Source organism: Corynebacterium sp. CTNIH16 (assembly GCF_032821655.1).
Taxonomy (GTDB): Bacteria; Actinomycetota; Actinomycetes; order Mycobacteriales; family Mycobacteriaceae; genus Corynebacterium; species Corynebacterium marquesiae.
Window position 1 is genome coordinate 25,856 of the sequence record NZ_JAVBIG010000010.1, and the last position, 11,522, is coordinate 37,377.

General features: G+C 61.3%; 10 protein-coding genes. 8 read left to right on the forward strand and 2 right to left on the reverse strand.

Annotation, left to right across the window (positions count from 1 at the left end; all coding sequences use genetic code 11):
* Positions 1–9 precede the first annotated feature (9 nt).
* Both RAE04_RS09120 and RAE04_RS09125 read left to right on the forward strand, forming a co-directional pair.
* Positions 10–1,164: a DUF3068 domain-containing protein gene (locus tag RAE04_RS09120; protein WP_317027163.1), complete on the forward strand. Its 1,155-nt coding sequence runs from the start codon at positions 10–12 to the stop codon at positions 1,162–1,164.
* Positions 1,154–2,572 (forward strand): hypothetical protein, encoded by a 1,419-nt coding sequence (locus tag RAE04_RS09125; protein ID WP_317027164.1) that lies wholly within the window; start codon positions 1,154–1,156, stop codon positions 2,570–2,572. The genes RAE04_RS09120 and RAE04_RS09125 overlap by 11 nt, the downstream gene beginning before the upstream one ends.
* On the opposite strand, the gene RAE04_RS09130 is transcribed toward RAE04_RS09125, so the two are convergent.
* Positions 2,487–3,596 (reverse strand): glycosyltransferase family 4 protein, encoded by a 1,110-nt coding sequence (locus tag RAE04_RS09130; RefSeq protein ID WP_317027165.1) that lies wholly within the window; start codon positions 3,594–3,596, stop codon positions 2,487–2,489. The genes RAE04_RS09125 and RAE04_RS09130 overlap by 86 nt on opposite strands.
* Positions 3,597–3,620: 24 nt before the next feature.
* Between RAE04_RS09130 and RAE04_RS09135 the strand changes: the two genes are divergently transcribed.
* The gene (locus RAE04_RS09135; RefSeq protein ID WP_317027166.1) at positions 3,621–4,364 is read left to right on the forward strand and encodes a class I SAM-dependent methyltransferase; all 744 of its coding nucleotides are present in this window, start codon (positions 3,621–3,623) and stop codon (positions 4,362–4,364) included.
* A gap of 45 nt (positions 4,365–4,409) precedes the next feature.
* Here the strand turns inward: RAE04_RS09135 and RAE04_RS09140 are convergent, their stop codons facing one another.
* The gene (locus tag RAE04_RS09140; RefSeq protein ID WP_317027167.1) at positions 4,410–6,233 is read right to left on the reverse strand and encodes a phosphoenolpyruvate carboxykinase (GTP); all 1,824 of its coding nucleotides are present in this window, start codon (positions 6,231–6,233) and stop codon (positions 4,410–4,412) included.
* A 348-nt stretch (positions 6,234–6,581) separates the two neighbouring features.
* Here RAE04_RS09140 and trmB point away from each other — a divergent pair, with 348 nt between their 5' ends.
* From trmB to RAE04_RS09165, 5 genes are read left to right on the forward strand one after another with little or no spacing between them, the layout of a single operon-like run.
* Positions 6,582–7,358: a tRNA (guanosine(46)-N7)-methyltransferase TrmB gene (gene trmB, locus RAE04_RS09145; RefSeq protein WP_317027168.1), complete on the forward strand. Its 777-nt coding sequence runs from the start codon at positions 6,582–6,584 to the stop codon at positions 7,356–7,358.
* Positions 7,359–7,952: an NYN domain-containing protein gene (locus RAE04_RS09150; RefSeq protein WP_284836960.1), complete on the forward strand. Its 594-nt coding sequence runs from the start codon at positions 7,359–7,361 to the stop codon at positions 7,950–7,952.
* Positions 7,953–7,964: 12 nt separating this feature from the next.
* Positions 7,965–10,118 carry an MMPL family transporter gene (locus tag RAE04_RS09155; RefSeq protein WP_317027169.1) on the forward strand — a complete coding sequence of 718 codons (2,154 nt, stop codon included), beginning with the start codon at positions 7,965–7,967 and terminating at the stop codon, positions 10,116–10,118.
* On the forward strand, positions 10,119–11,135 hold the full coding sequence (locus RAE04_RS09160; RefSeq protein ID WP_317027170.1) for a YbhN family protein: 1,017 nt from the start codon (positions 10,119–10,121) through the stop codon (positions 11,133–11,135).
* Positions 11,132–11,461 carry a DUF3054 domain-containing protein gene (locus tag RAE04_RS09165; protein ID WP_316971407.1) on the forward strand — a complete coding sequence of 110 codons (330 nt, stop codon included), beginning with the start codon at positions 11,132–11,134 and terminating at the stop codon, positions 11,459–11,461. Before RAE04_RS09160 ends, RAE04_RS09165 begins: the two co-directional genes overlap by 4 nt.
* Positions 11,462–11,522 lie beyond the last annotated feature (61 nt).

Genomic DNA, 11,522 nt, shown 5'->3' on the forward strand with positions numbered 1-11,522 from the left:
ATTACTGCAATGAAACGCTACCTTTGGCCACGCTCGCCACTGGCGTGGGTTGTCATTGCCGCCGTCATTTTCTTGGTACTGGGTACCGTGATGCCGCCGCTGTATAACAATCAGACCCGGCCGCTGGCCTTCGACCAAAACATCAACACCGTCACCGCGCCGTCAGCCGGCGTGTGGATGGAAGCGCCCGAGTTCATCGCCGGGGTCAAAGCCTCCGGCGATAGCAAGGACCCGCAGTGCCAGGAAAAGCAGGCGCCCATGTGGTGCTACCTGCACCACGACCTGCTTACTATCGAGCGCAATACCACCACCTCCGAGGTGGCAGAAGATGATGCGCTCGCTAACTCCGATTCGCTCTCTCGCCTGCTCGCCGGGGATACTCCCCTTGCCCAAATCACGGAGCATTCCGTGTTGAATCGCGAGTCCACCTACCCTGTTGCCGCGCCGAAAGATAATTGGAAATTTGTCCTACCGGCTTTGGATACCGGCATGGCCCGCACCGACTTCGAGCGCGATGGGATCAACTACTTCTTTCCCTCCGGTACCGAGCAGCGCTCCTATCCGTTTTTCGACCTAGCGACGCAATCCTCCACGGCGGTGGACTTCACCACGACGGAAAAGCTCGACGGTATCCCCACCTATTCTTTCCACCACGATATCCAACCCATTTCCTTGGCTGATATGCACAAAAGCATTACCGCCGAGGTCGATACCGGCACCGGCGATAGGCAGCTAGCGGCCGAAGATTTTCGTATCTCCGGACCAGCGAAGCGGTTCTACGACGCCGAGTCGCGCGAACTCCTCGGCCTGGATGCCACTGACCGGATCACGGTGGAGCCCTTCTACACCATCGGCCGCGATATCTCCGTCGAACCTACCACCGGCACCATGGTGGACCTGCGCGAGAACATCAAGATCTTCTTCGCGGCGGACGAAAAGCAGGCCGGCACCATGGTGGCGAATGATGATACGGAGGACCGTTCCATCTTTGCCGCGGATTTGCGCTGGTCCGATGAGACCCGCGCGGAGCGCCTTGATGAGGTGCGCCCGGTCATTCGCACCATTCGCGCCTTGATGGTGGTCGGCTGGGCCGGCAAGGCCATCGGCGTTGGTCTATTGCTCTGTGCCGCCTATATGTACATGCGCCGACACCGTGAAGGCTAGGCGTCTTTTACTCCTCGCCTGGGGCGCCGCCCTCGTGGCCGCGGTGTGCTGGCCCTTCGCCCTGCCCGGCGAGTTCTTGTGGCGCGATATGGCGTTGCTTGACCATCCGGCGCTTTCCCCTTCTGCCTTTGGGGGCGGCAGTCTGCCCGCCCGCAATGCACCGCAAGATGGTTTCCTTGCTCTCGTGGGCGGCGCGTGGGCGGCGCGGGTGCTCATTTTTGCCGCCGCCGCGTCCTCCGCGCTCACCGCGGCGCGCTGGGCACGCTCTACAGTCGCCGCGGTGAGCGCGATGGCGGTAGCGGTGGCCAATCCCTTCGTCATCGAGCGTCTCCTGCAGGGCCAGTGGTCGCTTGCGGTGGCTGCGTGGCTGCTGCCGGTCATCGCGTGGGCAGGGAAAAGGCACAGCTGGGTGGCGTGGCTGGCTATGTGGGGAGCTTCGCTTACCCCTACGGGTGGTCTCTTTGCCCTGGTGACCGCGGCGGTGACCTGCCGCAAGCGGGTAGCTCTCGGCGGCGTGGTCTTGTGTTTGCCGTGGGCCATTCCGGGCATGTTCCATCCCGCCGCGCCCGGCGATACCGCAGCGGCGGTGGCCGCGTTTGGCCCGCGGGCAGAAGACTACGTCGGCACTGCGGGCGCGCTGCTGCGGCTCGGCGGTATCTGGAATGCGGAGGCGGCCATCGGGTTCGCCGTGTGCGGCGTCATCGTGGCGGTCATCGCCGTACTCGGGGCGTGGCGGGTTCCCGCGCAGTTGAGCATCCTCGCAGCGATTGGTCTCGGCGGGGCGATATTCTTCTGGCTGGTTCCCAGTGCTCTGGTGTGGTTCATCGATCACGTACCGGGGGCGGCGCTGCTGCGCGATAGTGGAAAACTGACCATGCTGGCGTTGCCGCTCTATGTGGCCTCGCTGGGGGCGCTGCCGAATCTGCCGGCAGCACTGGCAACCGTGGCTGCGATCGTACAGCTGCTGCCCGTTCCGGGACGCCTCGCGGTGCTCGCGCCGCGGGATACGGGGATAGACGAGCAGTTGGTGCGCGCGATTGACGGCCGCGTGGCCTTCTTCCCAGAACGCGCCAACCTCGTGGAAGTTCCCGGCGGCGTGGCCGTCGACCCCTACTCCAAGGCGGTGGCCATGGTGGAATCGGGGGAATTAAGCGTAGACGGGACCGTGGTGGACCAAGCCTCGCCGCAGTACCGGGCGGCGCTGCGTGCGTGGAAAGAGCACGATATGAACCGGCTGACCGAGCTCGGCGTCGGTGTGGTCGTGGTGGGCGGTGCGATAGCCGCGGAAACGAACGCGCCGCGGCCGCAGGTTCCATGGGCGCTTACCGCCCTGTGGATGGCGTGTCCGCTACTAGCCCTTGCAGCAATTCCGCGAATTGCTCGCCGGTCTTCTCCCACGAGAAGCTAGCGGCAAAATCCCGCGCGTTGGAGCCAAGGGTGCGGCGCAGTGGGGCGTCGGCAAGCAGCTGCTTGGTGGCCGCCACGAAGTCCTCTTCCCGCTCTACCAGGATGCCGGTCTTGCCGTTGATAACGCTGTCACGCAGGCCAAAAGTATAACCTACGGCGGGAACTCCATGTTGGGCCGCCTCCATTACTGCCAAACCCCACCCCTCTTTACGCGAGGGCATCAGCAAGGCATCGGCACGGGCCAGCAAAGCGTGCTTATAGTCCTCGGTCACCTGGCCGCGGAAGCGCACGCGATCGCTTACTCCATGCTCCTCGGCATAGGCGCGCAGGTTAGCCTCCCACCAGCCGGAGCCGATGACGTCCAGGACCGCGCCCGGGGTCTGCGCCACTGTATCCATGGCATGCTCGATCTGTTTATGCGGCACTAGGCGCGAGAGCGTGACTAGGTGCACCTCGGCCTCTCGTTCCAGGGAAGGAACGTGGTCCGGAACGGGGTCCAGGCCATTGGCGATGATGTGCGCGCCCTTAATGCCCAGCGCCTCTAAATCCTCACGAGAGGCCTCAGACACGGTCACATAAGGTGCGCCGCGGTAGACGCGCGGGGCCACTCGGGACTCGAGGAACCAACCGAGCCGGCCGAGGAGAGGGCCCGCCACCGGCCACTGTTCGCGGTGGCAATGGTGAGTAAGCAGCACCGTCGGCGCCCCGGACACCAGGCGAGCGAAGAAGGGGATGCCGTTTTGGGTATCGATTACCGCATCCACCCCGCGCAGGTCTCCCACCCCCAGGCGGCCGGCCAGCATCGCCGCCCAGGCACGCGGATATACGCCAAATTTGGCGCCACCGCGGCTATAGCGCACGCCGTCGCGCACCTCGCGGTGGGCGGCATTCATGTGCTTGGAGGTGCGAAAGACCACCTCGTGGCCTTGGGATGCTAAGTACTCGCCCACGCGTTCCAAGTAGCGCTCCGAACCACCGCCTTGTGGGTGGGTGGAATCGCGCCAGCATAGTAAAAGAATCTTCATCGTGAGGTATTAGCCTAGTGGGTTATGAGACATACCCGTGAGATGGCCACGCTCCGCCGCTCCATTCAGCTGCTGCGTTCCTTCCGCTTTGAGCAGACGCGCCCGGAGATTTTCTACGGCGGGCTCGCGGAGGATACGGCTGCGCTGGTTGATAACCTCGGCCGCGACTTGGGCGTGCAACTTTTCGGAGCACGGGTGCTCGATGTCGGCGGCGGCCCGGGCTATTTTGCGGACGCCTTTTCTCGGCGCGGCGCCCGCTATGTGGGATTGGAGCCGGATGCCGGCGAGATGTCTGCGGCCGGCATCCACCTGAGCAATTCCGTGCGCGGTGATGGCACCAACCTGCCCTTTGCCGATAATTCCTTTGACGTGGTCTATTCCTCCAACGTGGCCGAGCACATCCCCAATCCCTGGGATATGGGCGAGGAGATGCTGCGTGTGACCCGCCCCGGCGGACTGACCATCCTGAGTTACACGGTGTGGCTGGGCCCCTTTGGCGGCCACGAGACCGGCCTGTGGGAGCACTACATTGGCGGTGACTTTGCCCGCGACCGCTATACCCGGCGCCACGGCCATCCGCCCAAGAATGTCTTTGGCACCTCGCTTTTCGACGTCCCCTGTTCCGCCGGCCTCCACTGGGCACAGCGCACCGGCGCGCTCCAGCTCACCTTCCCCCGCTACCATCCCAGCTGGGCATGGTGGCTAACCCGCGTGCCAGGGGTGCGGGAGTTTGCGGTTTCTAACTTGACATTGGTGTTACAGAAGTAGCCCCCAGCAACGCCGACGTCACTGGGGGCTAGCTGAGCCTAGTTTTTAAGAGGCGTTCTCTACGCGCTCCTTTAGTGCGTGGAACTGGTCCCACACCTCCGATGGCACGCGGGAGCCTAGGAAGTTGAGGTAGCTGGCGTTATCCTGCATATCGCCTTCCCAGTCCTCTGGGTTGACGGCAAGAGCGGCACGAACGTCCTCGATATCGAAGTCGATTCCCTCGAGGTCGATATCCTCGGCGCGGGCGGTGTGGCCCACGACGGTTTCCTCGGCCTCAACATTGCCCTCAATGCGGTCAATGATCCACTTGAGCACGCGGGAGTTCTCGCCGAAGCCCGGCCACAGGAAGCGGCCGTCGTCGCCACGGCGGAACCAGTTAACCAGGAAGATAGACGGCATGCGGTCGCCGCCCTTTTCACCCATATCGATCCAGTGCTGCAGGTAGTCACCGGCGTTGTAGCCCATGAACGGAAGCATAGCCATCGGATCGTGGCGCAGGGTGCCGACGCTGCCCTCTGCTGCAGCGGTTTGGCCAGAGGCCAGCAGGGCACCGATCATGGTGCCGTGGTTCCAGTCAAAGGCCTGGGTTACCAGCGGAACGGTGGTCTTGCGGCGGCCGCCGAAGAGGATGGCGTCGATCTTCACTCCCTGCCAATCGTCGTACTCCGGAGCGGCGCTCGGGCACTGGGAAATCGGGACGCAGTAACGAGAGTTCGGGTGCGCAGCCTTAGTGGAGGAAGACGGAGTCCAATCCTGACCGGTCCAGTCGATGAGGTGCTCTGGTGCCTCCTTGGACATTTCCTCCCACCAGACATCGCCGTCGTCGGTAAGCGCAACGTTGGTGAAGATGGTGTTGCCCGGCTCCATGGTCTGCATGGCAATCGGGTTGGAGTCGTAGTTGGTGCCAGGGGCCACGCCGAAGAAACCATTTTCCGGGTTTACGGCATAAAGGCCGTCCTCGCGCAGGTGCAGCCAGGCAATATCGTCACCGACGACCTCAGCCTTCCAACCCGGAATGGTCGGGGTAATCATGGCCAGGTTGGTCTTGCCGCATGCCGAAGGGAAGGCGGCCGCAACGTGATACTTCTTACCCTCTGGGTTGGTGAGCTTCAGGATGAGCATGTGCTCAGCCATCCAGCCTTCTTCCTTAGCCATGACAGAAGCGATGCGCAGCGCGTAGCACTTCTTCGCCAGGATGGCGTTGCCGCCGTAGCCGGAACCGTAGGACCAGATTTCCTTGGTCTCCGGGAACTGGGTGATGTACTTGGTGTCATTGCATGGCCACGCCACATCTTCCTGGCCTGGCTCTAGCGGGGCGCCCACGGAGTGCAGGGCGTGGACGAAATCGCCGTCGGTACCAATCTTGTCCAAGGCTTCCGCACCCATGCGGGTCATGATGCGCATGGAGAGCACCACATAGGCGGAGTCAGTCAGCTGCACGCCCAGCTTTGGTTCCGGATCGCTAATAGGGCCCATGCAGAAAGGAACCACGTACATGGTGCGGCCCTTCATGGAGCCACGGAATGCCTCCGTCATTTCTTCCTTCATCGCAGCTGGCGGGGCCCAGTTATTGGTCGGGCCAGCGCCATCTTCATTCTCTGTACAGATGAAGGTGCGGGATTCCACACGGGCAACGTCGGAAGGATTGGAGCGAGCCAGGTAGGAATTAGGGCGCTTTTCTTCATTCAGCTTGATAAGCGTGCCCTTTTCCACCAGCTCTGCGGCCAAACGGTCAGCCTCGTCCTGGGAACCGTCTACAAAGACCACCTGGTCCGGCTGGAAAAGCTCAACATTCTCGCTGATCCAGCCGATAAGCTTTTCGTTTTTAGTCGGCAGCTCTCCGACGAGCCCTGGGATAGTGGTGGTCATTAGTAATTCTCCTGAGGGTGGGGGTGAAAATTGGGGAAATAAATCCCAACTGTGCTTTCCACCTCAAGATTAACGTGCTTGTCCGAATAATTTGCGCAGATTTTGTCACACCGGTTATATCCATCGCGTTTACCAGAACTTCACCGAGCGCAACCACAGATACTGTGTTAAAAATCGCCTTTTTCCATCCCCCTGTCTGGGGGTCTATTCCCCTCCTCAGCGGCAACCTAAACAATCATCTTCCACCCCCAACCGGGCCCACTGGTTATACCAGGATTGACCTCTCCACACGTGACCCACGGCACGGCGTATTGCTTGGCAAGGCTAAGCAGGGAAAAATAGGCCGCAATGAATAACACAGATAACTCTCAAAACACCCGCGCTGGAGAAATGCCTCCAGGGCGCCCACCACAGACCGACTTCAATGCCGTATTCGACAACGATCTTGATTACCCACGTCTAGGCAACGTCACCTTCCGCCGCGGCACGTTGACCGACAATCAGCATGAGCTTTTTGAAAAGCGCTGGCCAGAGCTAGGTCGCACGCTGGAAGACGAGGTCATTGACCTCGAGGCCTGGTTTGGCCGCAGCGGCGCCAAGACCATCGTGGAAATCGGATCCGGTACCGGTACCTCTACCGCCGCCATGGCGCCGAAGGAGGCCGATACCAATATCATCGCCGTCGAGCTCTACAAGCCGGGCTTGGCCAAGCTATTGGGCCAGATCGAGCGCGAGGGAATCGACAATATCCGCATGATTCGCGGCGATGGCATCGAGGTCATGGTGCGCATGTTTGCGCCGGAATCCCTTGATGGCATCCGCGTCTTCTTCCCGGATCCCTGGCCAAAGGCCCGCCACCACAAACGCCGCATCATCCAGTCGGGCACACTCAACCTTTTTGCTTCCCGCCTAAAAAAGGGCGGCGTGCTGCACGTTGCTACCGACCACGCCGGATACGCCGAGTGGATCGATGAGCTTGTGGACGTAGAGCCGAGCCTGGATTACAAGGGCTGGCCGTGGCCAGAGTGCCCGCAGTTGGTGGACCGTCAGGTCATCACCAAGTTTGAGGGCAAGGGCCTAGATAAAGAACACGTCATCACGGAGTACCTCTGGGAGAAGAAATAAATGAGCACCTACCTACTTGTCTGGGATGCGCCCAATATGGACATGGGCCTAGGCTCCCTGCTCGGCGGCCGCCCCACCGCCGCACACCGCCCGCGCTTCGATGCCATCGGTCGCTGGCTGGTCCACCTTGCCCAAGATGTTGATGCGGAACCGCGTGCCGATGTCTTTACTAATGTCACCCCAGGCGGCGCCGATGTCATCCGCCCATGGGTAGAAGCCATCCGCAACGTGGGCTTCGGCGTTTTTGCCAAGCCCAAGATCCACGAAGACGATGACGTAGATCCGGACATGCTCGACCACATCGAAAGCCTCCGCGAGGATCTAGCCGGCGTGATTGTTGCCTCCGCCGATGGCCAGAATTTCCAGGAACCTTTGGAAGAGCTCATCGCGGAAGGCCTTCCAGTGACGGTCCTCGGATTCCACGAGCATGCCGCGTGGGCCGTAGGCCACGCGGATATCGATTTTGTGGACTTGGAAGATATCGAGGGTGTATTCCGCGAGCCGCTACCGCGCGTGAACCTGGATAACCTGCCCGAGGGTGGTGCATGGCTGCAGCCATTCCGTCCCCTGGCTGCGCTGCTTAATAACCGCTAGGAGGCTGCCCCAATGTTTGAAAAATGGGGACGTTTTTCCTATGCGCACCGCCGGCTCATCCCCGCCATCATCGTCGCCGCAATCCTTGCGCTCTTCATCGGCTTTGGTTTGCAGCTCGATGACCGCATGAGCCAGGAGGGCTGGGAGGATCCCAATGCGGCGTCGACAAGCGCGGCCCAGATTGAGCAGGAAGTATTCGGCCGCGATAACTCCGGCGATGTCATCTTGCTCTTCCATTCCCCCGATGAGAACTTCGACGCCGCCAAGCAGCACTTGGCGCAGCTAAAATCGGAGTACCCGGACCAGATTGACTCGGTGACCAGCTACTTCGACACGAAGAACCCGAACCTGGTGAATGCTGATCATTCACTAGCCTTCGCCTCCATCGGCCTGAAAGGCGATGACGAGCAGACGCTGAAGGATTTCCGCGCCATCGAGGGCGCGCTCACGGATACCACCGCACCAGTGGAGATTGCGGGCGCCACTGCGGTTGCTGATGCCCTAGATGAGGGAATGTCCCACGATATTTCCCGCGCGGAAAAGGCCGCCCTTCCACTGGTAGGAATCCTCCTCCTGATGGTTTTTGGTTCCGTCGTTGCGGCCTGCATGCCGCTGGTGGTCGGCGGGCTCTCCATCTTGGGTTCTTTGGGCATCCTGTCCATTCTGGCCGGCTTCTCGCAGGTCAATGTCTTTGCCCAGGCCGTCGTCACGCTGCTGGGGCTCGGCCTCGCCATCGATTATGGCCTCTTTATGGTTTCGCGCTTCCGCGAGGAGCTGGATAAGGGCCGCTCCACCGAGGAGGCCGTGGCCACCACCACCGCGACAGCCGGTCAAACTGTGGTTTTCTCCGCGGCCATGGTCGCCGTTGCGCTTTCCGGCCTCTTCCTCTTCCCCCAGGCCTTCCTGAAATCCGTGGCCTATGGCTCCATTTCTGCGGTCGGCTTGGCCGCGCTCCTTTCGGTCACCGTGCTGCCGTCCATTTTTGGCATGCTCGGCCCCAAGATCGATACCTGGTCCGTGCGCCGTACCTCGCGGACGGCTCGCACTATTCAAGACACCTGGTGGTATAAGCTTCCGCGCTGGGCCATGCGCCATGCCCGCGGACTGACCATCGCCGTATGCGGCCTGCTCATCGCACTCACCTTGCCCGTGATGAGCATTACCTTTGGCGGCATCAACGAGTCCTACCTGCCGCCCGACCAGGACACCCGCGTGGCCCAGGATAAATTCAACGAAGAGTTCCCAGCTTTCCGCACGGAGCCGGTCAAGCTCGTGGTGGAAAATGCCTCGAACCAGCAGCTTGTCGACGTCGTCATGCAGGTCCGCGGCCTCGACGGCCTCACCGAGCCCATGGCGCCGACGACCGCCACCAAGGACGGCACTACCGTCCTTTCCGCCGGCATTGAAGATCGCGATGACTACGCGAAGATCGTGCACGAGCTGGAAAAGGTCAAGGCCCCTGAAGGCGTAAACCTCTACGTGGGCGGTACTCCCGCCATGGAGGTGGAATCCCTCGATGCGCTCTTCCAGACGCTGCCGTGGATGGCGCTCTACGTGGTGCTGGCTACATTCCTGCTCATGTCCCTAGTCTTCGGCTCCTTCGTACTGCCGCTCAAGGCCATTGTGATGACACTGCTGACCTTGGGCGCAACGCTGGGCATCCTGACGTTGATGTTTGTTGCCGGCTTGGGCTCGGACATCCTCAACTTCACGCCCGGCCCGCTCATGAGCCCGATCTTGGTGCTCATCATCGCCATTGTCTACGGCCTGTCCACCGATTACGAGGTCTTTTTGGTCTCCCGTATGGTGGAGGCCCGCCGGCGCGGCACTTCCACCGACGAGTCCATTGCGGCCGGCACCGCGCATACCGGCGGCATCATCACCGCAGCGGCGCTTATCATGATCGTGGTCTCCGGCGCATTCGGCTTCTCCGATATCGTGATGATGAAATACATTGCCTACGGCATGATTTTTGCCCTGCTTATCGACGCCACCATTGTCCGCATGCTCCTCGTCCCGGCCGTCATGCACTTGCTGCGCGAGGATAACTGGTGGGCCCCCAGCTGGCTGCGCCACGCCACCACCACCTTGACCGGCGGTACCACCCACCGCAGCAAAACCGTTCCCTTCACTGAACTCAAACAACGCCTCGAAGGGGGTAAGTAAGTGAAGAATTGGCTGCGCCTCATCACCTCGCTCATCGTCCTGCTTGTCTTGGTGTATGTCTTCCGCGATGAGCTGGGCTTCTTGCGCGAAGGCTTCTCGCGGCTGTCCGATTCCAACCCGGCCGCGATAGCACTAGTGATCATCGCCGCCATCGTGGCGGTACTCGCCATGGGCGAGGTCATGCGTCTGCTCATTCGCGCCGGTGGCGTCAAGGTACCGGCCTCAGAAACCGCAGCACTGACGCTAGCCTCCAATGCCTGGTCCACCACTCTTCCGGCCGGTCCAGCCTTTTCCGCCATTCTCACCTTCTACGTGCAACGCACGTGGGGCGCGTCCGTCATGCTGTGTGGTTGGTTCTTCGTGCTGTCCTCTGCAATTTCCACGATGTGGCTCGTGCTCATCGGCTTGGGCGGCGTCCTCTTCCTCAATGCCGACATGGCATTGTGGTCCCTCATCGGCACCTTGGTGCTCATGCTGGCGCTTTCTGGCGGCCTGTTCTGGCTGACCGATCATCCGGATACCATCATCCGCTGGCTCAACCGCCAAAAGCTCATTAAGGGCTCCAAGCGCGAAGCGCTCGTGGATCAGGTCAAGAATCTGGAGGAAGTTCACCTTACCCGCCGCCAATTCGCCTGGGTATCCTTTTATTCCTTGGCCAACCGGCTGATCGATATGGTTTCGCTTTGGGGCTGCGTGTGGGCCGTTACCGGCCACCTGCCCGCCCTGCACGCGGGCGAGGACACCACGACGATGGCTGGCGTGGCGCTGGCCTATCTCACCGCTAAGCTTGCCGGCTCTGCGCAGGTCACGCCGGCCGGCCTCGGTACGGTGGAAGCCGCCATTATCGCCACCCTGGTGGCCACGGGCATGACCGCGGTGGACGCTACCGGCGCGGCCATCATCTATCGCCTTATCTCCTTTGCCTTGATCACCATCATTGGCTGGGTAATCTACTTCTGGCACTATGCCCGCAAGGGCATTACCTACGCCGCCTTGAACCGAAAGGAAAACGCATGAGAATCGCCCCCGTTATCGATATCATCGCCCTGATGCTCTTCGCCGTGGCCGCTCGCCTCGCCCACGGCGGGCTAAGTTTTTCCACCTGGGTAGATGCCTTTTGGCCCTGGGCCGTAGGCGCGCTCATCGGCTGGGTCATCATCTTGGCTGCCAAGGTGCAGGGCAAGTGGAAGGAAGGCGGCATCGTCTGGCTGAGCACCGTCGTGGGCGGCATGGCCCTATGGATGCTCGTCAACGGCCGCCTGCCGCACTGGAGCTTCCTTATCGTAGCGACGGTGATGTCCGCACTATTTTTCTTTGGCTGGCGGCTTTTCGCCCGCAAATAAAAAGAAGGAGGGTTTAACCCTCCTTCTTTTTTATTCCACTTACTTGGAGCTTACCGGTACG

What these genes read in the sequence shown, in the direction of transcription:
- trmB (WP_317027168.1), top strand. Translation starts at nt 6,582, where the DNA reads ATGAATAACACAGATAACTCTCAAAACACCCGCGCTGGAGAAATGCCT.
- RAE04_RS09155 (WP_317027169.1), top strand. Translation starts at nt 7,965, where the DNA reads ATGTTTGAAAAATGGGGACGTTTTTCCTATGCGCACCGCCGGCTCATC.
- RAE04_RS09150 (WP_284836960.1), top strand. Translation starts at nt 7,359, where the DNA reads ATGAGCACCTACCTACTTGTCTGGGATGCGCCCAATATGGACATGGGC.
- RAE04_RS09120 (WP_317027163.1), top strand. Translation starts at nt 10, where the DNA reads ATGAAACGCTACCTTTGGCCACGCTCGCCACTGGCGTGGGTTGTCATT.
- RAE04_RS09130 (WP_317027165.1), bottom strand. Translation starts at nt 3,596, where the DNA reads ATGAAGATTCTTTTACTATGCTGGCGCGATTCCACCCACCCACAAGGC.
- RAE04_RS09135 (WP_317027166.1), top strand. Translation starts at nt 3,621, where the DNA reads ATGAGACATACCCGTGAGATGGCCACGCTCCGCCGCTCCATTCAGCTG.
- RAE04_RS09165 (WP_316971407.1), top strand. Translation starts at nt 11,132, where the DNA reads ATGAGAATCGCCCCCGTTATCGATATCATCGCCCTGATGCTCTTCGCC.
- RAE04_RS09140 (WP_317027167.1), bottom strand. Translation starts at nt 6,233, where the DNA reads ATGACCACCACTATCCCAGGGCTCGTCGGAGAGCTGCCGACTAAAAAC.